The sequence below is a fragment of the Leptolyngbya sp. PL-A3 genome (assembly GCF_039962325.1).
GTDB lineage: Bacteria > Cyanobacteriota > Cyanobacteriia > Elainellales > Elainellaceae > Vacuolonema.
This window is the reverse complement of sequence record NZ_JAMPLB010000013.1, coordinates 131,680-154,582: the sequence shown is the minus strand read 5'-3', so window position 1 is coordinate 154,582 and position 22,903 is coordinate 131,680. Positions and strand designations below refer to the sequence as shown.

The window sequence follows — 22,903 nt, the reverse complement described above, 5'->3', positions numbered from 1 at the left end:
AAGAACTTTGAGCGTACTTTATCTCACGCCAAAGCCCAAATCGATCTTTGCTTCATCCGGCTAATGCTGAAGAGGCTTTCAGCCCCTTCTTAAGATATCAAATGGGCTCTATAGGAGTGGATGGGTGAATTGAGGTGACTAACGAGAGGTAGATGTTGGTTAGCAAAGAAGTGATTAACGAATGTCAAACTCAGTTAAAGAAGCGTGATGCACCACAGCACATTTGATAGAGCATTTTGGGTTTTATATTTCATGATGCTCAGTCACTTCAGTGACGATTTCTGTTAACTGCACATACATTTCAAAGGAAAAGCATTGTAGTGAGAAAGTTGTGGGGCGATCGCCAATCATCAACATTTACACCGCTACAAGAATTCAGGGTGGGCACCTTGTTGTGTAGTGTGCTTCACACGCAACACGCAACAATGCACTAACGAGATAAAACACAACACTTTCTTCCTAGAAGGCGGGATTTACCAGGGGCTGCCGATCATGGTAAAGGATGCCCAGAAGTAAGGGTGGGATAAGTCAATATCATTGGTTCCTACCAGGCCAGGAGATAAGGGAGTGACGCCATGAGGGGTTATGAGCTGGCCGTCCTCAAGGCGTGTTTCACCACGCAGCATAGAGAGTTGGGTTTCCCGGAGAGCTTCTGAGCGGGTCGGAGATTCTTGAAGCTGGCGATAAAACTCACTCATAAAGCCCAAGGTACCTGTATCGCTGACATACCAGAGACTCGCTAATACCGATCGCACCCCTGCTTGTACCGCCAAGCCGCCAAAGCCCAGTTCAGCCTGGTCATCGCCTAAAGCAGTTTTGCAGGCACTCAGCACCAACAGCTCGACAGGTGGCTCGTTCAAACGCAGTTGGCGCAGGTCATTGAGGGGGAGGCGGCGATCGCCAAACTGGATGTAGGAATTTTGCAATCCTCCCGTTTGAAAGTCGGCGTGGGTCGCTAAGTGCACAATGCTGTAGGGACGCTCATATCGGGTTTTCAGCAAATTCGCCTGGGTAAAGTTTTGATTCAGATAGAAAATGCTGTTAGGGACAGCAGAGGTTACAACAGTCAGTTCGGTTGGAACAGCGGGAAGTGGCAGTAACGTATCAAACTCTGACGCCCCCATTGCCAAAACAGGTACGTTGCGGAGATCCTGATAGTGCGTATCGGTCAGACTGAGGCTGGGCATCAGGCCGATGCTGTACCGCTCAATCAAAAACTGGTGGCCATCGTGGAGCACAGAAAGGGGAATTGAGCGCAATCCGCTATCCAGAATGAAGGCCAGATTGCCAATATTCTGGGATGCCAATTCATCCTCTAACGGAGCAATCAGCCATTGGTAGAGTTGCTGGGCTGAAGCAAGATAGCGATTGGAACGGAATCGGTTCGGTGCCGTAATCTCATTCACCAACTGCCGCCGGATCTGGGACACCATGCTTCGTGTTACCCCGGCAACCCGTTGGCGCACGATGTCGCCATTGGGCAACACCAACATAAGTTCCAGCTCATCCGTATCGCTGGGCTGCACCGTCAGTAGAGGCGTATTGGTAGGGTTGCCCTGCTCTAAGTAGTCGGTAAATTGATGGGAGGCGATCGCCTCTCGGTCGGCAAAGCCGTTTGGCAGTTGAATCTCAGGCGAGACAAAGCTGATATAGATCAAAGCTGGAGGAATACCCGTTTGTTCGGCCAGATTCAGAAGCATTGCGCGCGCTTCTACAACCGTGGGGATGTCTACAGGTGTCTCTTCGTTTACAGGAGGTAGACCTTCTTCCGTGGCCCCACAGTTGGCCTCGCATACAGGCGGTTCAGGCTCCTCCAAGTCAGGTAGATTATTCGTTAAGATGCTGACCGTTCCTCGGGTTGCGCTGTTGAAGAAGTAGCTTCCGACGTCAAAGGTATCGGTGCCATTGGTAATGGCGGCGCGGCTGCCATTATCGCCAAAATCGTCATCAATGAAGAAGGGAATACTACCATTGCCGCCGTGACGAATGGTGATTGCCCCACCGCCGAACCCACCCGCAGTGGAAATACTGGCCTGCTGACCGTTCCGATTGGAGAAGGAATCCGTTGCACGAAAAAAGCGACCCGCGGTGATGTCAACGGTACCACCTATACCATTGTCGCCGCCCTCCGCATTGATCCAACCGACTTGAACATCACCGATAGGATCCAGGGTTACATTCCCGCCATTGCCGATACGACCCGATGCGTCGATCGCCCCTGTTGTAATAGCGGTTTCAGCCCTGAGCGTAACATCCCCGCCCGTGGTTCCGGCTGTGGTAATGTCCCCTGTTGTAATAGAGCCATTACGGCTTGTTAGGGTAACTCGCTGCCCTGGACCTGCACTACCTGAAGCTTCAATGCCGCCCACCTGAATACCCTGAGCAGCTTCAATCACAACGGGGCCAGATGCAGAAATGTCATAATCCACCGATGGATTATCGAGATTGACCGTCATTCCAGCAAGGCGCAATCTTCCCAGCCCAGCTGCGATACTGCCAACAAAAGTTTCCCCTGTATTAAATTGAAAAGTATCGTCACCTCGTCCTCCCTGCAGGGTGGATATGGCCGCAAAGTTAAGGCCGCTAACTTGCCCTTGATTACGGCCCGTGATACGCCACGTCGTCTCCAGTTCGGGGCCAACAAGGGTAGAAAAACCACGTAAAAGCGTCGGTGTTCTCCCTAAAGCGCTCGTGTCATTTAGCGTGATGGTGCCGGTACCATTGGCTCCGGCAATGGTAATTGAACGAAAACCAGGTTGGATCTGTGCCAGTTCTGTTGTGGTTAAATCTAGAGCTACAGTGTTGTTATCGGTTCCGCCTAAGGCGATCGCCCCATTCTCTTCAAACGTTTGCAAGGTCAGGTTGCCACTTCCCGACACGGTGCTACCCAGGTCAATTTCTGAGCCAGTTAAGCGAATATCACCCACCAGCGTTAGCGCGTCGCCATAGTTCTGACCTGTGGACGCGCTCGTCGTCACGTCACCATTTAGTTGAGTGGCACCCCCGGCATTGGTCTGGATACTCGCCGCATTCACCGTGCTGCCAAACTGGGTCGTTCCGGTACTGTTGATGACGAGGTTGCCCAAAGGAACGGTGCTGCCGATCGCCTCTCTGAACGTCACGGCTCCTGCACCAGCATCCACCGTCAAAGCATAATTTCCATTGAATGAACCTGATAGCTCGATAGCACCTGTTGAGTTCCGATTCGTTAAGGAAATATCACGATTGAGCACAACGTCTCCCCGGAGCAAGATGTCATTGTTGTCGGTTTCAATCGTGCCAGTCGTGATAGTCCCTATTGCCGTCGTCAGGTTGACCGCGCCTCCAACGCGGGTCGTGTTACCGTAAGCGGTGATCGCTCCCGTCGTGATGGAACCATTGTTTGCCGTCAGGGTAATATCTCGACCGCCTCCATCTGCAAATGACAATGACGAGAGTAAACCTGTCGATAGAGAACCGTTGCTGCTTTCGAGCGTGATGGTTCCCCCAAAGCCACCCCCACTCAGCGTATTGATCGTCCCAGTTTGAACTGTATCTCTGGCAGATACTCGAACCGTACCCCCATCACCACTGAAGCGAGTTGTGATGTAGGTACTGGCATTAATATTCCCGGCGGTAATACTGCCATTGGGAGCTAGCAGGGTAACATCCCCTGCATTTAGATAATTGAAATCCCCAGGAAAATCATCATTGGCCGCAGTGTTTATTGAACCGACGGTCATATTGCCATTATTGGCCACAAGGGTAATGGCTCCGGCTGGTGCAACGGTTGAATCGCCTAAGTCGATATTGCCCGCACTAATTCCGGCCCCTGTAATCGTGAGCGATCGCCCCAATGCCTGCAATGTGTTGGTGGCATTCTGCATGATGAACGAGCCCACCCCACTACCATCAGCATCCGCTGTCAGGGTAATGGTTCCAGTTCCGGCTGCAAAGGTCAAAAACCCATCCGCTAACGGATTGATGGTGATGTCATTGGTTGCTTCAAGGACAACGTTAGCGTTACCGTCCAGGGCTTCCAGCGCGGCCTCAGAAATGGTGTAGGCGTCGGCATCCTGCCCTGCCAAAATTAGCCCTGCCAGCTCACCGGCAGGAACGTCAGCATCCAACTGGCCATCATCGGCTCCCCCCGTTCCACTGACAATCACAATGTTGGTGGGATCTAACAGGAGAGTACCGAGCAAGCCTTGGGGAGCCCTCAAGTCCGTCGTTCCCCGAAACACCAAATCTTGTGCACCCGACACCTCTACAAAACCGCCATTCCCCGAAAGGGAACCTCCTTGCGCTGAAATGGTGCCTGCGAAGTAGGTCGTATCATCGGCCCACAGAATTACCCGTCCACCCGGGCCACTGTTCAACGCATCCGCGGCAAGACTCGAACCCTGACTGACATAGGTACGAGATGCATTGAAAACAGAACCGCTCCCCTGGTAGTCACCCCCAATGCGGATGGTGCCACCACCATTGGTTCCAGATGCATCCAGCGTGGCATTGAGGAGAGCAACGCGATCGCCCAACACATGAATTCCTGCCGCCGCCGTTCCCGCTGCATTGAGGGTTCCAGCCACTAATGTCGTTCCATCCTGCACGGGTACATCAGCTCCATGCAATCGAACGCTACCATCGGAGTTCACGGTGAGCTGGGAGACGGTGCCCACGTTACCACCGGTCAGTAGCTGCGGTAATGAGAGCGGCGTCAGGGCGACCGGGTTCAGGGTCATATCCCAAGTGCCATCGGGGGCATCCAACTCCAGGCTCAGTAAACTACCTGCCTGGCTCAAGCGCACACGATTCCCACCGGGCACTGCCGCCAGAGTAATGGTGCCTCCGGGCGCGGAGAGATTACCCGTATTAGTCACCGTACTTCCCAATAGACTCAGGCTTTCCCCAGGTTGAACAGCCAGGTCAGCGAAATTGGCGATCGCTCCGCCATTGATCAGGGAAAATGCAAAGCTATCTGGCGTATCTATCAGATCGCCGTAGGTGTTCTCGCCTGAGGCATTAAACCAGCGATCGCCAAATCCAATACCCGTTGCCGTCGTTGCGAAGAAGGAACCCGATACATCTAACCGTGCATTGGGGCCGAAGACAATTCCGGCAGGATTCATCAAATACAGGTTCGCACTACCACCCTGCACCTGAAGCAGACCATTAATAATAGAGGCATCTCCCCCCGTCACCCGTCCCAAAATATTTTCAATATCGGGCTGGGCAAGGAAGGTAGCGATTTCATCGGCATCCAGCCCCAATCGCTCAAAGCTATGGAAAAGGTTTTCGCGGGCACGGGTACCGCCGGTAATGGTGTAGCGTTCGCCCTCCTGTAATACTTGCGTGCCTGTGTCATCACCGGCAGAAGTAATGGATTGGGCTAATAAGGGTGCTGAAGCGAGAAGCAGGAACAGGAGCGAAACAGAAATTGAAAGCGATCGCCGATGCATGAGAGACATCATCCCGCAATAGATAGCCAGGGAAAACTCCTAAGGGAATTATCTACGGAGAAGATATTAAGGTAACAAAGTGTTAAAAAAACTTACAGCATTAGTCCCCTTGACGAAGTGCCTATGCGATGAATAAGTGGTGTTTGTACCCTGTACAGCTACATCATCTGAGTTCGCGTAAGCCCTGAAAAGAAGAGAAGTAGGATAAAGCCCCACCTCTCTCCTTTGTAACGATTGCTATAGAACGCAATAGATGAGTATCAACTCAGGAAATCGTGCCTTTCTCCTGGGGCTCTTCTACAGATATGGTCGCCACCGGATGCCCCTGGTAATAATCCTGAAACACTTGGAAAATACAAATCAGGCTTACAAGAGCCACCACCAGAACCGGGGGTAGACTGTAGCCAAAAACTGCCAGAGCCAGCAGCGCCATTGATGCTGCCATCCGATAACGAGCCCGTACCTGGCAACGGAAAATTATCCCCGTCCGGTGTAGAAGCCCCAGGGCCAGCATGCAACAGGCAATCGCACCACATAACAGCCAGCGCACCTCAGAGGGGAGAGCTGTAGTTGCTGGGTCGTGGGCGATCGCATGCTCTACGGCCACCCCAGCCGCCGGGATACCAATCACCAACGGCAGGTGCCCATAAAGCCAGAACTGAAAAATTTTGAGTTGCCCCGAGCGACTAGCATCTCGGAGAGCTTGCCCACCAACGTTTTCAAAATAAATCCACCACAGGCTAAAAGCGATGCTAAAGCCGAAAATAGCGGTCAGTACGGAGAGGAGTTCCCAATGCTGTTCTGAGACACCATTGGTTACGGCCACGATGGCTTCCCCCAAAACGATAATCACAAACAGGCCAAAACGTTCGGGCAAGTGCTCCAGGTGAGGCAGCAGGTTGGCCTGATAGCGGGTTCCTGTTAACGGGGTGGCAATGTCAATCGCCATACCCACCACCCAGAAGACAAAGCGGTAAGGAATGGGAAAAAAGAGGGAGAAGAGCCAGATGGCACAGGCGATCGCAAACCCAGTAGCATAGTGAGTCGCTAATTGCCGCGCCGAAGGCAGGTGCCGTGCTGCCCGAATGTATTGCAACACCAGCACCACTCGCACCGCCACATAAGAGAGTGCAAAACCAACGGAGCTTTCCCCTAAGGCGTCGTGGATGTTGACCGCCATGGCTGCAATGAACAGCATTTGCACAGCCGTCAGGAGGCGATGCCCCACATCGTCGACATCAAAGCGGTTGGAGTAGAAGGTAATTCCAATCCACGCCCACCACAGAGGCAGGAAGAGTAACAAAAAGCCCAAAAAACCCATCATCGAAAGGTGTTTGCTCAAGTAATGAGCTTCCTGAGCAACCGCCACCACAAACACTAAATCTAGAAACAATTCCAGCCAAGTTGCCCGACGGGACTCGTCTTCCAGCCCATTGCCCACCCGGAGCTTCGGAGCGTGAAACCAGTGCGGCATGATCATAGTTTTTGCCGTTGCTGAGTTGAGGGTATAAAGTGCACCAAAACCAGTCATTTCCTATGCACTTTATACCCTGCACTTAGCAACAAATAGTTTTCTATAGAAACGATTACAAAGTTTGATAAAGCAGCAGTCGTGCCCCAGTACTTCGTCGAGCAACCCTTGTTCATTGAGGAGTTTCGAGGAGTTAATGGGGCCTGCAAAGCACACCCCATCAACTCCTTGTTCCTTTAGTGAAAGATTACTACTTCACCAAAAGAAATCAACTTGATGTTCAAAGATGGTAGTTGTAAGGCACCCTCAGCTCTAAACATAGGAAAACTTAAGCCACCGCATACCAGTTAGGTGTGCCATTAAACATTAGTTCGGACAGTTTTTCTGAAACCGTTGATTTTGCGTGCGCTTCGCGCACGCAAAATCAACGGTTTCAGAAAAACTGTCCAGAGTATTGATTAAACGTAAGGTCTAAATGGCTATACCATCTGCTAAACGGGCAGCACAGCCTTTTGAGGCTATATCCAATTAGACTGAGCTACTTGAATTTGCTTATTCATACGTTTTGCACTAAAAAATCAACCTTATAAACCAGATAAACCGGACCCTAATGTCTCCTCCTAAAGGGAGGATGCTAGGCTATTTCTCAAGGCTATGATTTCGTGCAGGGTCGTCTGCGTTCACTGATTAGGATTGTGGGTTCGCCGATGAGCTTAGTTCCCCATCACCCCTCCGACGCTTCCTCAGACAGGAATCTGGAGTTTACCACCTCAGCACGTCGCCGCCCATGGGGCTGGCAGTCGTGGGTAGTTGTTTCCGGCTTGCTAATACTGCCCGCTGGGGTCGCCTTTTTTGCGCTAACCGAACTGATGCAGATCCCGGCGGTACCCCAGTGTTTTAACGCTCGTCAGTCACCCCCATCCCACCAGATCTATTGCGCAGAGCAGTTAGCCAGCAAGCACGATACTGAAAGCTTACGACGGGCTATCTTATTGGCCAATGCGATCGATCGAAAACACCCACTGCGGGATGAGGGCGATCGCCTGATCAACATTTGGGCTCAGGAAATCCTGCGACGTGCGGAAGCCGAGTTTCAGAATGGCAACTTGCAAGGGGCTATCGACATCGCCCAACAGGTCCCCTCCCGCATCCGTCCTTACCAACAGGTACAGCAAACCGTGCAAGCCTGGGAAGACCTCTGGCAAACAGCTGAGGAGCTGTATCAGCAAGGCCAAACCGCCATTGAACAAGAGGAGTGGTACGAAGCACTTTCAGTGGGTCGTCGTCTGCTGCAATTAGACAATCGTTACTGGACAACAGAGCGCTACCGGGAACTGATGCGTCAGCTTCAAGTAGCCCGCGATAACCAGAAAAACAACAAGAATAAACCCAAAATCGCCCAAAGCCCCCCCAGCGCTCCCCCTGCAAACGTTGAAGATTTTTTGTCTCAGTGGGAACGAGAACAGGAAGAGGAAGACCGCTCTCGGCTACAGCGGGCTCAACAACAGGCCCAAAGTGGTGATGTGGAAGCATTAAAAGCAGCGATCGCCGAAGCCCAAGGCATCCTCTATGGCACAGACAGCTACGACACGGCGCAGCAGGCGATCGCCCAATGGCGTCAGCAAATGGAGACTTTAGAAGACCGCCCCTACATTGAGCGAGCTCAGCAGTTAGCGAACCAGGGGGATCTCCAGGGCGCTATTAGCGAGGCCAGCAACGTGAGCTGGGGACGAGCTTTATATGGAGAAGCTCGCGGGTACATTGATACCTGGCGCGACCAGGCTTATCAGCAGGAAGCCCAGCGACGCAATGCCGAAATGGAACGGATAATACGTCCATCCGCCATTCCAGCTGCTACTCCAATCCCTGCACAATCCACAACCTCAACTCCCACAACGCAACGCAACCCGTCTCCATCTCCCGGGGTTCCTGCCATCGATGGCCCGGTCAATTAAGGAGATTTCCGAGAAATAATATCCCCATTTTTGGGGGAAGTTCTTTTCCAGAAATCACCTAAGGATCAGAAACAAAACAACCTGTAATTCTTTTTGTGGGAGTGGCGGCAGAGCCGCCACTCCCACAAAAAGAATTACAGGTTATTAAATGCACGATCCTAAGTCAGAATTGACACATTTTTAGTAACGTCAGCAGGCCCCAAGTTGCCGTTTTATAGGTGAGTAAAATTCACCTATAAAACGGCAACTTGGGTTCAGAGTGTTTCCAAGTGCTGTGCAACGCGCGGCACTTGGAAACACTCTGAACCTGAAAAGCTAATAAAACGTCCGTCGTTCTGGATAGATTGGGGCAGCCTATAACACTGCCCCAATCTGTTACTGATTACAGAGACCTTAGAGTTTGAGGCACAACCGAATCCCGTTGGGGACGCTCAGAACGGGAGGGCTGCAAGCCAGAGTCCATCAGAAACACCACCAGGACGAGGAAGATGATGAACAGAGGCCACGGAAGTTCAGTATTGGGAGAGCGTTTTTCAACTTTCGATAAATCACGCTTGAAATCGCACAAAATACATTGATACAAATCAGGATTACGAACAACAAGCGTTTTGCGTCCACAACTGGGACACTCAGCAAGATCTGGCATAGCTGTTACCTCCGGGGGCCAGGAAGTGACGATGGGCTATTGAATGAGATTGGATTTACAGCAGATGCAATTGATAAAAAGCGATCGCTGGGCTGAGCTGAGCAACGAGTCCTGGGCGTTGGCATCAATATGACGGCACATTCCAGCCGACCAACATGAGTGAGGATTGTCTCACTATTAGAATCATGGAGAGATACTCTTATTCCGCAAAGCCGCAGTAGGGCATCCATATCCATTGGTCATAGAGAATTACGTTGCTGACAGCGCTTTGCATTTAGAACGCCATCCGATTTTTCAGATTTAAATCCATTGGGTCATCTCACTCGTTTACGTTGTATGGACGTAAGTTCACACAACGTAAACCCTGGTGTAGATTTCTGGAGAAAAGCCGGATACTCGCTTGAATCCTGTGGATACAGATGCCATGCTAGGAGTGGGTTTCAAAAAATAAAGCCATGGAGCAACGGGTTGGGTTGATAATTTTAGGGCTGGTGGGGGCGATCGCCTTAGATGGTCTCTACGCAGTCACAACAGGTCGGCCCTGGCGTCTCCGTCAGGAGGTAGAAATCGTGCCGGTTTCTGTACAGGCCGGTTCTGCAGACGAGCAACAGCTCCTGGACACGTTAGAACATGATGGTGGACAGGACATCAAAATGATCTTGACGGAACCCTGCAACCCAGCGAATAAAATTCTCGGGTGGAAGATTGAGGCCGGAGGATTTCTCACCCCTGTAGCTCCCATGGGTTGCCAGTCTCCAGATCCAGACATCGCGGATCAGATCGTTGTGCAGTGATGCTCCATCAATCGCTTCAAGACCCGCGCAACTGACCATGATTCAACCCGCTTTTGACCCCACCGACGAGCTGCTGGCTGGGTATGTCCTGGGTGACCTCACCCCCGATGAGCAGGCGACTGTCGAACAGTATCTAGCCCAAGACTCTCAGGCGATCGCCCAGGTAGAACAGCTCCGCTCCACGCTGGCCCTCCTTTCTATGGCAGCTTCAGCCGCTTCTCTCCCCACGGCTGAGGCGGATAGTGCTCCTATTGCTCCTGACGATCGCATGTTTCAGGACGCTCAACCCGGTTCTCTACCCCACCTTCCCCTAGAATCCGCCGCTTCCCTCTCCACGCCTGAGGCGGATCGCCCCCCTGCGGCTCTGCGCGATCGCATTCTTCAAGCGGCGACTCCCGAGCCGCAACGTGCCCGGCCCCGGCGGTTAGGCGATCGCCAGCTCTGGAGCATTGGCGGCATTGCGGCTTTCGTTTTGTTGGGATTGGGCCTGGGTAACTATCGGCTGCAGCAGGAACTCATGGCCTCTCGCCAGAAGGTACAGGAATATGAAGGGGCGATCGCCATCCTCCAGCAGCCCCAAAACCGTCTGCTCAATCTGCAACCCGTTAGCCAGACCCAATCTCCTACAGGAAGCCTGGTACTGGCTCCGCATGGAAATGTGGCAATGCTGACCTTACAAAATCTCAAGCCCCTTCCAAGCGGCATGGTTTACCGCATGTGGGCGTTTGCGACTACTGGCGAAAAATTTGACTGTGCCACCTTTACTCCCGATGCCTCGGGTCAGGTGTTGCTAAAGCTGACCATGAATCCCTACTGGGCCGAGGCAACCACGGTTGTCATCAACATTGAACCTCTACAATCCACAGCCACCATGAAGCCGGAGAGGGTTCTGACCAGCGAACTCTAGCGCTGTACATCCGTCTGAGCCTCCAGGGATTCCTCCACGTCATCTCGCAACGTTGATAGGAAATCGTATCCTGTCAACCGTTCAATCTGATCTACAGATTGGCGATATTGTCGCCAATCATTTTCGCGAATATCTTCCACGTTGGGCAAAATTACAGCAATGACGCGATCGCCCGCTCCAATCTCTTCTGCTGAGGTGATGGGCTGATCCAGCACCACAATAATCTTCCACACAACCTCCGGCACCGTCACTCGGCCACGCCCAATCGTTGTCCGTGGCCCCCGCTCTCCCACGCCTCCGATACCTGAGGCTCCAGCGATAATGTAAAGCTCTTTGCCCTGATTAACCAGTTGTCGGCAGTATGTTTCCAGGGCGTTCCATGGCCCCTGATTATTGTCTCGCGCCTGGGGCACGATGTTGGTCATCAGGAAAACAGCAGCGCTGTCTTCAGGGCTACGGTTGCGATCGGCGGCGGGCACCAGGTGGCCCCGGTCGAAACCGCTACCGGAGTAATCGTTAGGGGTGACGACATACCAGCCCTCCGGCAGGGAGCGATCCGCCTGGAAAGGAGGCCGTTCCCCATTCCCCAGCCAGGAACGGGTGAGCTGCCAGCTGGCCCAGTTGGCGATCGCCCGATCGCGGCCATAGGACAGGACATACTGGGGCCGCACAATGAGATAGTTGTTGGCACTGTCGGGGTCGGCGATCGCACCACTGGGATTACCCAACAACAGATTTACGTTCTCTACCCGCTGAGCTGAGGGAGCAAATAGTGTGCAGCCCGATAACAGCAGAGGTAAGGCAATGAGCCAGGCCCATCGACTGTGGCTTGTGGAGTTTTGGTGCGATCGCCAGATACCCATAGCTTACGTGCTTGTTGATGTGTGCCGTTAGCGGGTGGCACCTTGGTCTTGAATGTAACGCAATTACGGGAAGAAACCCTACTTTTGATACGGTTAACATCCCTGTGGGTCCTATACCCTAGACGATAGGATAAATGAGTGAGGATGACCCGCCAATAAGGAGCACCTGGGATGCAAAGCACGTACGATCCAGATAAGCGCAGACTCTTAACCGCGTTATCGCATGGGTCAATCTTTATTAGTACGCTCATCTTTTCCATCGGAATTCCCATTGCCATTTTGTTTGTCTCAGATGACCCAGTTGTGAAAGAAAACGCAAAAGAAGCGATTAACTTTCACTTGAATGTGTGGCTGTGGGGTATCATCGTCGGCATTTTGGTCTTTCTGTTGGTGGGGTATCTAATTGTGCCCTTCTTCTTCGTATATCACTGGGCCTTACCGATCTGGGCTATTGTTCAGTGCTTAGGTAATCAAGACTACGTCCACCGCTACCCCTTCATTTTCCGAGTGGTGTAAAACAATAACGAGTGAGCCCCTGGCATTTAATGCCAGGGGCTGATTTTTTTAAGAGCGGCACATGTCGTGAGTCCCTCCCCACAAAAGGGGCATGAGTATAATGATTACGCCTTGGGCATTCTAAACACACAGTTCACTGGATAACTTCATGTGGAAGCTACCAGGAACTTTGTCGCTGAAACAAAGTATTGCATCCCTTTCACCACACGTTCTCCACGGGATGTGTCTGTCTGGTATTCCGTCACTTAAGTTCTTGCGCTACCGTCCCATGGTTTCTATCCCCCTTCCCAATGCCGGGTTGCCTCGCCCTTTTCAATTTGAAGCCAGCACGAACCCCTTGAGCCTCAACTCCACGGTTGGGGATTTGCCATTGCACTGGTGGGCCGTCGATGGTGCCACACGAGCTACCGAAGTCGCCAATCAATTTGAGCAGTATCCGGAGGTACCCGGCGTCATCCTGCAACAGGATGGACAATTGCTGGGGCTGATGGCACGGCAGCGATTTCTGGAATACCTGTTACGACCTTATGGTAGTGAGTGGTTTTTGGCGCAACCGATGCGGGTGCTTTATAGCTATGCCCGTTGCCCCTATCTGCTATTGCCAGCACAAACTCCCATCCTACAGGCGGTGCAACAGGCTCTGCGGCGATCGCCCGAACAACGCCCTGACCCTATCGTTGTGCAGCGTGAGGACGGTCTGTTGTGTCTGCTAGACATTCACGAACTCTATCGGGCTGACTGGCAAATTCGCGGCATTGAAACTCAGGTTCGGTTTGAGCGCTTCCACTTGCAGATGGTGCAGCACGAAAAGATGGCGGCTCTGGGACGCCTGGTAGATGGTGTGGCCCATGAAATTCTCGACCCTGTCGGATTTATTTGGGGTAACTTAGTTCATTTGTCAGACTATGTGAACCAGCTCATGGAGCTGTTGTCTGCCTATGATGCCGCTTGGGGTGAGGTGCCTGCTGACATCGCCGCCCTGCAAGAGTCTATTGAGCTGGATTACCTGAAAGCTGACTTGCCCCGCACCCTGACAAGCATTCAAACGGGAGCCAGTCGCCTCAAAAAATTAGCGAGCAGCCTGCAAACGTTTTGCCACATTGACGAGGTTTACCCTAAACCCGCCGACCTGCACGATTGCCTGGACAGTCTTGTTCTACTGCTGGAAAGCCGCTTGACCGGCGAAATTCGATTTACTCGCCAGTACGGTCATTTGCCACCGGTTCCCTGTTATCTGGGCCAACTCAGCCAGGTGTTCATCAGTCTGCTCAGCCGTGCCGTTGAGGTGCTGCTCAATCCAGCTCTACAAGCCCAATGGAATGAGGGCACTCCTTCTTCCTGTCAGCTTCCTGCAAAACCTGAAATTACGATTACGACTGAAGTTTACTCTGATCTTCAAGGTTCAACAGCCTCCCGCTGGGTAGTCATCTGCATTGCCGACAATGGCCCACCGCTCTCCCCCTGGCAGCACCAGCAGATTCAGGATTCCTTCTCAGTGGAACAGCGCGCGACTCGGGAAACGAATTTAGCAATGAGCTACCAAATTGTTACAGCCCGGCATGGAGGACGTCTGGAGTTGCGATCGCCCTCCTCTACCCCCTTGGAGAGCGCTCCACTCCAAGAAGGCACTGAGTTTAAGGTATGGCTACCCTTGATGTAATACCCTCGTACATCACTCAATTCAATACTCTGTACAGTTTTTCTGAAACCCTTGATTTTGCGTGCGCGAAGCGCACGCAAAATCAAGGGTTTCAGAAAAACTGTCCGAACTAATGTCAATTGAAAAATGATGTAGATGGAAGTTGATAGAAACAAAAAGGCTTCTGGGAGTCTTTCCGTGTTTCGACCCCAGAAGCCTTTCGCACTCCTCACACTTTCATTATAAAAAATACAGATTTTGTAAGGTTTTGTCGAGAACTACGTGACACTTTTTAAAACTGGCATATATACCTAAGACAATTCAATCGCCCAAAACCTTATACAAAATCCGGCTATACAGCTGTCTGTTTTTGGTTGAGATGTCTGTGTAGCAAGCATCTCAACCAAAAACAGACAGCTGTATAGCATTCTTATAAGGTGTCTCATACAGCACGCCTCACAAAAATGAGGAATGTTCCACACGTGTGGATGGGATGTGGTGAAAGGGAAACGAAATACCCCTTTCACCACATCCCATCCACAGATTTGAAATATGACACAAAAATGTATGAAGGTTTTATGAGGTAGCAAGCCCGTTGCATAAGCTTTTTAACTTGTAAAACTTAAGAAGTTTATTGGGCTACTATCCTGTTTCATGCATGTGGTTCATTGGTGTAGATGGGACGATGAGAACCTATGACGTGATTTATAACGTGGTGCGTCGGATCCCCTACGGGCAGGTAGCAACCTACGGACAGATAGCCGATCTGGCCGGGATGTATGGTAAAGCTCGGCTGGTGGGGTACGCTCTGTATCGAGTGGTCGTTGACTCAGATGTTCCCTGGCACCGGGTGGTGAATGCTCAAGGGCGAGTGTCAGAGTCACCGTTCCGTAACGGAAGTGATGCATTGCAACGGGTATTGTTAGAGGCTGAAGGAATTCAATTCCGTGCCGATGGTACCCTCAGCCTGCGAGAATATCTTTGGCGACCTGACGTACTGGAGAACAATCCATGAACGGTGTCCGGCAGCTACACGCCCAGCTATGCTCCTCAAAGCACAAGGAGTTGGTGAAGGCGAAGCACTTATCCACTCCTTCTGTCTTAAGGAACATGGTTATCGCTATCAGCCGCAGGATTCTAACTGGGATTACAGCCTTTGCTCTGGGAATGTTGGTGTGGAGCAGTAATGGGTTAGGTGGGTGGGCGATCGCTCCCCACTCAGCGAGCATAGCCATTGCTGCCCCTATGTTTGCCCAACCCTTCCTGGTTGACGAGCCTTCCTCCCTGATATCCCCCGACCTTCTGCCTCCAGACCCCCTACCCACTCCAGTTCCCGATCGCTACGAATACCGGACACTGCATACCCGCGATAGCACCGGCAAACGCTATATGGGTCGCGACATCGCCCGTTATATGGACCATAGCGGAGCGGCCTGGTTAGAGCGAGCCAACCGTGAGTTAGAAGAACAACCCAGTGCTTTGATCAACGCCCTGGGGCTCAGGCCAACCGATGTGGTAGCCGACATCGGGGCCGGAACAGGGTACTTCAGCCTGCGAATTAGCCCTTTTGTGCCACAGGGCCGCGTCATTGCCGTCGATATTCAGCCTGAGATGCTGGATATGCTGAATTTTTTCAAGGCAGCTAGTGGAGCTGAGAATGTCGAGACTATCCTTGGGCAACCGGATAACCCGAACCTGCCCGTTGGGGAAGTAGACCTGGCGTTGCTGGTGGATGCGTACCACGAGTTTGAATATCCCTACGAAATGATGGAGGCGATCGCTAAAGCCCTCAAACCCGGAGGCCGCGTCGTCATGGTGGAGTACCGGGGGGAGAACTGGCTATTGCCAATTAAGCCGCTGCACAAGATGACTCAAAAGCAAGTCAAACGAGAAATGGCTGCTGTAGGATTGCACTGGGATGAAACGCTAGATTTTTTACCCGAGCAGCATGTGTTGATTTTTTCAAAACCCAGCGACATGGCTGATGGATAGGAACGGATATGAGCTCCGCCTGTATAGAAACGGTTCACGTTTAAGTGAGATGTCCCCGCAGAAAACATCTCACCTAAACGTGAACTACATCAGCAGAAAGCCCCGCAAAAGAGGGTGTTGAGGTAAACCTCAACACCCTCTTTTACAGAAGGACAAGCCTAGTACGCTGAGGCGGAAATCCATCACCTATGTTTTGTGTGGGGTGCTTCGCACCCCACACAAAACATAGGTTGTGAACTTAGGCCGCAGCCTACTAGCTTTTACGACTTAGCAGCAATGCGAGTTGAGCGGAACGTTACATTAACGCCCTCATTCGATTGCTCCAGCACAAGTAATGGCGTAGGCTTCGCTTTCTGATCCCAATGCATATAAGCAATTCGCCCTTGAATTGTAGGTTGCCAATTTTCATCAGCCTCCTGGCTCATAAAGGTCGTCATGCATTCAATGATCTGCTTAACCGTAACGGAGGTAGGCTGAGCTGGGATCTTTGCCAACTTGATTTGAATTCGGAACAGGACGCCTTTCTTACCAGTGGGCGACTCGGACAGGTTGTATTCAACGTCAAAAATCTCATCCACTTGGCGGCTGGCACTGGCCATCCCCAAATTGCCCTCTTCAGCCTGATGAGGCCGTAGGGCAACCGTGATTTTTTCTTTGACCTTGATCTTGATTTGGTTAACGATCGCAAAGTGAAACTGCTCCTCTTCCATCCGCATCCGCAGATAGTCAAGGTTAAATTCGCGGGAGTGAACCAGGTCTGGGTTCTTTTCCATCTTGCTGATGGTATTTAGGGCCAGTTTGAGCTTCTTTTGTAATTCGCGATTCTTATACTCCTCAAATCGCTTTTCTTTTTTAAGCTTCTTGACCATGTAGTAGTTGTACGCTCCCAGACCCACCAGTAGAAGCACCATCATTAACGTGGAATACATCCAGACTTGTCCTCCCTTAGGTTGGGAAGGCGGGGCCTGTGCCAGCGTTGGTTCAACGAGAATGAGGTGGTCAGCCATAGCAGGGTAGATTGAATGGATTTGACATTCCTATTAGTTATAGAATTCCCTGAATTGATGGGTAATGCATCATACAGTAAGACGCTACTGTAGCCAACGGGTGCGATCGCCCCTATCCAGGTGAATCAAATGCGGAAACTGGCTACAGCGGCCCAACCCACCCGCCCACCACGGATCTAACATCCAGTAAAGTTGGTTGGCGCTGAGGCCAGGACTGTAGAGCTTGATGGCGTTTCCGGTGGTGTGGCGATCGCTGACTGGATCGGGCACTCCCACAGGCATACCCGGTGGGACATACCAGAGAGCCACCTGAAGAGAACGCCCAAGGCGATCGCTCACCTCCTGCAAACATTCTGTTAAGGCGACAATAGTATCCACGGTTTCCTGAGTATCGGGCACCCAAATGCCGCCCTGGGTTGCCATGGCCCAGGTAAAACGGCTATGGGGCAAAATTGGGGCATCCAGCTGCAGGTTATTGAGCGACCAGGTTACTGGGCGCGATGGAGCAGGTAAGGGCACTGGAGCCGGGGGAGCATCCTCGGATAGGTGGGTTGCCCGTTCCATCCGTTGCCAATCCTCCAGCAGGGTTTGTCGCGCCTGGAAGGAGTTATCGCAGTGCCGCCACAACTGCACCAGCTTTAACAAGGCTACCCGTTGCGCATCCGATTCATTAAATTGCGTCGGCACTGTTCGGATAAATTGCAATAGTGCCCGATCGAGCTGGCGAGCAGCACTTTCCAGGGCGTCGGGGGTGGCGTCAATCAGAGCTTTGGGATCAATGCCCAAATGGCGGATCGCGACGGTTCGCGAATCCAGGTCGTGCCAGAGTCGATAGGCTTCAGTCAAAGTATTGCGCTGCTCACCTTTACCCTGATAGTGGTGTGGCAGGGTTAGCACGAAGGCGATCAGAGCAGCATCCAGGCTACCGGGCGCGATCTCGGCGCTATCGTTGGTTTCCAGAGAAGCGATCGCCCCTTCCCGTGTCGCTACCTGCCGCCAGAGCTGCACCAACCGCAACAGGGCTTCCCGCTGATGCGGGTACCCAGCGTAGTTATCCGGTAATTTGGAGATAACATCCAGCAGCACCCGATCCAATGTGCTCTCCAGGCTGAGAGATTCATCACTATCGGCCTGGAGGGCAGCGATCGCAAGGGGCACGTCATCTAACTTTCGCCAAAGCCGCACGGCCTCCAGCAAGGCTTGGCGCTGGTAATCCAAACTCTGGTAGTGATCGACGAGGTTTTGAGCAAACCGCAATAGGGCTCCGTCAAGGAAGGATAGGTTGTAGGGCAATTCAGCCATCTGATAGGACAGATTGACCTCGGCCCGGTATACCGTCCTCAACGCTTCTAAATCCGTTGTTTCCAACAGGCCTGCCCCTGTATCTGTGACCGGAGGAGAGTAGCCATCGGCGATCGCCTGCAAAAAGCGATCGGTATAGGAGCCGTTGTCCTCATCCCACATATCCGTCGCACTCCAGCCCTGAGCCGTCAGGCGACTGGTGATGCTACGCAGGGTGGTAGCAGCGACCTTGACCTGTTGTGGAAATGTTTTCAGCTGATCGCGTCCCAGTTGGTGAGCTGGGGAGATGCCCAAGCCGACCTCACCATCCTCCAGCAAAGGAGACTGATGAACGGCGTAGAGCGCCACCAGAAGCGGGAGGTGAATGCCAGCCCGTGTCGCCTCCTGGATGTAGTAGTGATGCCGATGTGCAGCTGTCAAAAATCCCATAGCAGCCCCAAAAACAAACCTGAACGCAAGCCACGTCAATCAGTGGAATTGTAGAATCGCCCTCTAAAAACGGGCTAGCCTTATCTACAGTTTCGCCTTCAACGTTACCAGTCCTGCACAAAGTTCCACCATGAAATTGGATAGACTCACGTCCTGCACCTTTCTAAAAGCACAACTCAGAACTATTGTTTTTTGGTCACAAAGCGACGAAAAAACAATGGTTCTGAGTTTTGGGACAAGACCATGCTGGCATACTCCCGTAATACGGTTCTATAGGCTTAAGGAGGTTTCTGCATAAGAATTTACCCAGAATGTTGGTGCTTTGCCCGCGAAGCGGGCAAAGCACCAACATTCTGGGGGTAATTTCATTACTGGAAATCTCCTAAGCCGTATAAGGTCACTCAATAATGTTTCATATTTTCCACTGACCTGCAGCAACTTCCAGCCCAACTGGCGGTTTAATTGAGGGTGGTTGACAGCCGATCCCACACTTCGAAGCCATAGAGATCATTTCTCTTGGCTTCGAAGTTTCAGCTGATCACTGTTGGTTCATGGCGCTGCTTCAGCAGCAAAAACCAGAGGCACTGGGATTAGGCAACATCCAAAAATTTTGAGGAGTAGGGGTGTTTCATTGAAACCATTGCAGACCTGGGATCAAACACAAGCGGGGGCGATCGCCCTGATTGCCACTGATATGGATGGCACCCTCACCCATCGAAGCAAGTACACCTCAACGCTTCTGCACACCCTGGAAGAACTCGCAAAAGCGAATCTCCCCGTCCTGATTGTGACAGGCCGCTCCGGTGGCTGGGTGGAGGCCGTAGCCCATTACATGCCAGTAGTGGGGGCGATCGCTGAAAATGGGGGCTTGTTCTTCCACCAACCCGATACTCCCCCCGATCTTCTGGTACCCATCACTCACCTCAACGACCATCGGCTGCGTCTAGCGGAAATGTTTGGCCTGCTTCAGGAGCGCTTCCCCCACTTGCAGGAGGCTAGCGACAATCGCTTCCGTCTGACAGATTGGACATTTGATGTGCATGGATTGAGCGACGAAGATTTGAGCTGGATGAGCGATCGCTGCCAATCTGAAGGTTGGGGCTTCACTTACAGCACAGTGCAATGCCACATCAAACTACCGCAACAGGAAAAAGCGGCGGCCCTCCGCTGTGTTCTGGACACTCATTTCCCTCATCTCATGCCGGAACACGTCGTTACGGTTGGAGACAGCCCTAACGATGAGAGCTTGTTTAATGGTGAGTTCTTCCCCTATTCAGTGGGGGTGGCAAATGTGGGGCATTATGGCGATCGCCTCACCCATTACCCCCGCTTCATCACTCCCCATGCAGAGGTTGAGGGCTTTGCTGAACTGGCCGAGTATTTACTGAAAAGCCGTAAAAATTTTATGGAAGGGGAAGTGGGCGATCGTTCAGCGGCGGTCGCCAAACCCTAACTCCAGGATTCTTAGTTTTCGCGGTACTAAGGATCATGGGCTCAATAGCCTGTAATTCAAGAATTACAGGTTGTCTTATTTGTGTCAGGGCTTACGCAAGGCGGCTATCCATATTGTATTTGTGTTGTGGGTGGGGTGCTTCGCACCCCACCCACAACACAAATGCGTAAGTCCTGTGTGTTCCTAAGCAATTCAACAAGTTTACGAGGCTAAAGTGCCCGTAAAATCAACACATTCAGAAGCCTTGGCTAAACGTATCTGCCAAAGAGGTCAAATTTTTCCGAAATGGCAGGACAAACCGGTGAAGTTTTCTTTGTCACCTGTAAGAAACACGGACGTCACCCAAGACGCCCACGGTAAAACCAAAAGCCGACCATGGTCCGCAACAAGCACCCCCTGCATCCTGCAAAGCCATGCTCAAACCCGGCGGTTCTGTCTAACCCTACTCTTTTAGACCGAAACTTACCCCGCTGGCCCCGGTAAAAAACAAGTCTGTAGGAGAGGCGTTAAGCCCTTGTGCTCTAGCGATTGCCCCCTCCCCTACAGCAAATCTCTCCCTCTACAGGTTTTGATCACTCCAATGGAGCGTTTGAGTTAATCGACTCAGATTTCCCAAACCTCTGATGTCTCATTCCCCACCGCAACTGGCAATTCTGTTCTCTACAGAATGGACATGTCAACCGCGGGAGACGTTTTGTGCCTTTATCAACGCTGTGAAGAGTCACAATTCTGACCGTTCCTGAAAAATATTCAAGCGTTCTGGAGAATTACACCAATGGTTGCTATTAACGAGCGTAAAGATTTAATTGATGCCCTGCGTGCACCAAACCGCACTATCGCTGTCTATCGTGACACCGATCTGAGCGTTACAGTTATGAGCTTGGCCGCCGACCAACGGCTGAAATTGACCGGAATTGTTGGCGATGGACTGGCTCAAATTAAAGAGCCTACCGTAGGTTGGGTTCAATCTCTGTATTTGAAGCAGATTAGTGATGGCGGCATGACCAAGGGCAAAGCTTACCGCCTGCGGAACACCTCCGAACTGAGCCAGGGTTTGGCCGCTTACTACGAACCCGGTGCCAAAATGAACGATGGCCCTGGCGCCAACAGCATTGTCTATCTGACCAATCCGGAAGACAGCTACGTCGAAAACGGTCGGAAGCTAATTCGGGTCTTCTTTGTTGGTAAATTCGGCAGCGAACGGGCCGGCTATGTGTCCCAGGGCACTGTTGGTAGCGTACTGGGCGAAACTTCCAGCAATTTCGTTGCAGTCTAACTTCTGATCTCTACTCCTTGGATGCACAGCGTGTCCACCCCGGCGGGGTGGACACTTTTTTATATAGCAATATGCAAGTGCGTTAAGTACAGCGCTTATGCATAGGCTCTTGAGAGATGGACCTGTTCCAACCAGAGTGCCTAAGGCTACTATCCAGGACAGAAGCGCTGATATTGCTATTGGAGAACGACGGAATATTTGGGCTCCTGCCTTGAATTACCCTATTCAACCTGCGTTCGGGTTAAGGCCTTTTCGAGGGGCACGCTGCGCATGCTAAAAAGGCACTTAGGCTTATCCCAAATTGAGGTTATTTATTTTGGTTGGGGCAAGAGGGTGAGTATCGATACATTTTTGGGAAATATTGATGGGGCATATACGCAGGCGTGCATCGTTAAAGTCAATACATTTATAAAACGACCTAGAGTTTTCACTATGCACTGGGATCAGGCAGAATTTGACGTGCGATGTGAATGGGGCAAAAACGGTATTGCTCAATTAGCACCCATTAGTAATGTTGTCATCCTGGTGGATGTTCTGTCATTTTCGACCTGTGTTGAGGTGGCGACTAGCCAAGGGGCCGTGATTTATCCCTATGGATGGCAAGATAAAGCAGTTTATGAATTTGCCGAGTCCATCCCGGCCGAGCTCGCAGGTGCTCGAGGTAGCAGTGATTACTCCCTCTCGCCCAGTTCAATGCTGTCCGTGAGCCGGGGTACGCAAATCGTGCTGCCCTCTCCCAATGGCTCGGCGTTAAGTTTAGCGACAGGCAATACTCCAACCCTGACAGGGTGCTTGCGGAATAGCCGAGCGATCGCCCAGGCCGCGATGACTTACGGCCCCCGCATTGCTGTCATCCCAGCCGGAGAACAATGGCCTGATGGCACCATTCGCCCTGCCTTTGAAGATTTCATCGCAGCGGGGGCCATTATTAGTTATCTACAAGGTCGTCTCTCGCCAGAAGCCCAAGCAGCGGCTCTGGCTTATCAGGGTGCCCGCCAGAATCTAGCCTGGTCGATTGAGCACTGTGGCTCTGGCCGAGAATTAATCGAGCGTGGCTTTAAACCAGACGTTGTATTAGCGACACAATTGAATGTAAGTGATTGCGTTCCCACCCTGATTGACGGAACTTACAAGAATCTCCCACGTCATAGCTGGTAAACCATCCAATTGGTGCTATGCCCCTTAAGGCTTTGGCAACCAATGCTTCATCCGGTA

At 51.9% G+C, this 22,903-nt stretch carries 16 protein-coding genes and 1 pseudogene; 11 read left to right on the top strand and 6 right to left on the bottom strand.

The features are described 5' to 3' along the window. Window positions 1–93, top strand: a pseudogene (locus NDI52_RS12725) (IS5/IS1182 family transposase); the annotation flags it as partial. A 380-nt stretch (window positions 94–473) separates the two neighbouring features. On the opposite strand, the gene NDI52_RS12720 reads toward NDI52_RS12725, so the two are convergent. Together NDI52_RS12720 and NDI52_RS12715 are read right to left on the bottom strand one after the other, a co-directional pair. Continuing rightward, window positions 474–5,450: a CHAT domain-containing protein gene (locus NDI52_RS12720; protein WP_190770905.1), complete on the bottom strand. Its 4,977-nt coding sequence runs from the start codon at window positions 5,448–5,450 to the stop codon at window positions 474–476. 253 nt (window positions 5,451–5,703) lie between these two features. Then, window positions 5,704–6,912, bottom strand: coding sequence for a low temperature requirement protein A (locus NDI52_RS12715; RefSeq protein ID WP_190770906.1), 1,209 nt, complete (start codon window positions 6,910–6,912; stop codon window positions 5,704–5,706). Between the two features lie 704 nt (window positions 6,913–7,616). Here NDI52_RS12715 and NDI52_RS12710 point away from each other — a divergent pair. Continuing rightward, complete coding sequence (locus NDI52_RS12710) at window positions 7,617–8,864, top strand: hypothetical protein (protein WP_190773458.1); 1,248 nt, start codon at window positions 7,617–7,619, stop codon at window positions 8,862–8,864. Between the two features lie 382 nt (window positions 8,865–9,246). Here NDI52_RS12710 and NDI52_RS12705 read toward each other — a convergent pair whose 3' ends face one another. Next, window positions 9,247–9,510 (bottom strand): hypothetical protein, encoded by a 264-nt coding sequence (locus NDI52_RS12705; RefSeq protein WP_190773459.1) that lies wholly within the window; start codon window positions 9,508–9,510, stop codon window positions 9,247–9,249. 455 nt (window positions 9,511–9,965) lie between these two features. Between NDI52_RS12705 and NDI52_RS12700 the strand changes: the two genes are divergently transcribed. Continuing rightward, window positions 9,966–10,304, top strand: coding sequence for a hypothetical protein (locus tag NDI52_RS12700; protein WP_190773460.1), 339 nt, complete (start codon window positions 9,966–9,968; stop codon window positions 10,302–10,304). A 37-nt stretch (window positions 10,305–10,341) separates the two neighbouring features. Next, window positions 10,342–11,211, top strand: a complete 870-nt coding sequence (locus tag NDI52_RS12695) for an anti-sigma factor (protein ID WP_190773461.1) — start codon at window positions 10,342–10,344, stop codon at window positions 11,209–11,211. On the opposite strand, the gene NDI52_RS12690 is transcribed toward NDI52_RS12695, so the two are convergent. Continuing rightward, window positions 11,208–12,074 carry a DNA/RNA non-specific endonuclease gene (locus NDI52_RS12690; RefSeq protein ID WP_190773462.1) on the bottom strand — a complete coding sequence of 289 codons (867 nt, stop codon included), beginning with the start codon at window positions 12,072–12,074 and terminating at the stop codon, window positions 11,208–11,210. The two genes, NDI52_RS12695 and NDI52_RS12690, sit on opposite strands and share 4 nt — an antisense overlap. 171 nt (window positions 12,075–12,245) lie before the next feature. Between NDI52_RS12690 and NDI52_RS12685 the strand changes: the two genes are divergently transcribed. The 4 genes from NDI52_RS12685 (at window position 12,246) to NDI52_RS12670 (ending at window position 16,221) form a co-directional block, all read left to right on the top strand. Next, window positions 12,246–12,590 (top strand): DUF4870 domain-containing protein, encoded by a 345-nt coding sequence (locus NDI52_RS12685; protein WP_190773463.1) that lies wholly within the window; start codon window positions 12,246–12,248, stop codon window positions 12,588–12,590. Window positions 12,591–12,738: 148 nt separating this feature from the next. Next, a complete protein-coding gene (locus NDI52_RS12680; protein WP_199307785.1) occupies window positions 12,739–14,250 on the top strand; it encodes an ATP-binding protein in 1,512 nt (503 codons plus the stop codon). A gap of 664 nt (window positions 14,251–14,914) precedes the next feature. Further along, window positions 14,915–15,244: an MGMT family protein gene (locus tag NDI52_RS12675; RefSeq protein WP_190773465.1), complete on the top strand. Its 330-nt coding sequence runs from the start codon at window positions 14,915–14,917 to the stop codon at window positions 15,242–15,244. Between the two features lie 95 nt (window positions 15,245–15,339). Further along, the gene (locus NDI52_RS12670; protein ID WP_242035754.1) at window positions 15,340–16,221 is read left to right on the top strand and encodes a class I SAM-dependent methyltransferase; all 882 of its coding nucleotides are present in this window, start codon (window positions 15,340–15,342) and stop codon (window positions 16,219–16,221) included. A gap of 260 nt (window positions 16,222–16,481) precedes the next feature. Here the strand turns inward: NDI52_RS12670 and NDI52_RS12665 are convergent, their stop codons facing one another. Next, window positions 16,482–17,228, bottom strand: coding sequence for a hypothetical protein (locus NDI52_RS12665; RefSeq protein WP_190773466.1), 747 nt, complete (start codon window positions 17,226–17,228; stop codon window positions 16,482–16,484). Window positions 17,229–17,312: 84 nt separating this feature from the next. Beyond that, window positions 17,313–18,959, bottom strand: coding sequence for a peptidase M15A (locus NDI52_RS12660; RefSeq protein ID WP_190773467.1), 1,647 nt, complete (start codon window positions 18,957–18,959; stop codon window positions 17,313–17,315). Between the two features lie 631 nt (window positions 18,960–19,590). On the opposite strand from NDI52_RS12660, the gene NDI52_RS12655 reads away from it, so the two are divergent. The 3 genes from NDI52_RS12655 (at window position 19,591) to NDI52_RS12645 (ending at window position 22,846) form a co-directional block, all read left to right on the top strand. Next, a complete protein-coding gene (locus NDI52_RS12655) occupies window positions 19,591–20,412 on the top strand; it encodes an HAD family hydrolase (RefSeq protein ID WP_242035753.1) in 822 nt (273 codons plus the stop codon). Window positions 20,413–21,187: 775 nt separating this feature from the next. After that, entirely contained in the window at window positions 21,188–21,688 is a 501-nt protein-coding gene (locus tag NDI52_RS12650) for a hypothetical protein (RefSeq protein WP_190773468.1), read from the top strand. A 432-nt stretch (window positions 21,689–22,120) separates the two neighbouring features. After that, window positions 22,121–22,846: a 2-phosphosulfolactate phosphatase gene (locus tag NDI52_RS12645; protein ID WP_190773469.1), complete on the top strand. Its 726-nt coding sequence runs from the start codon at window positions 22,121–22,123 to the stop codon at window positions 22,844–22,846. Window positions 22,847–22,903 lie beyond the last annotated feature (57 nt).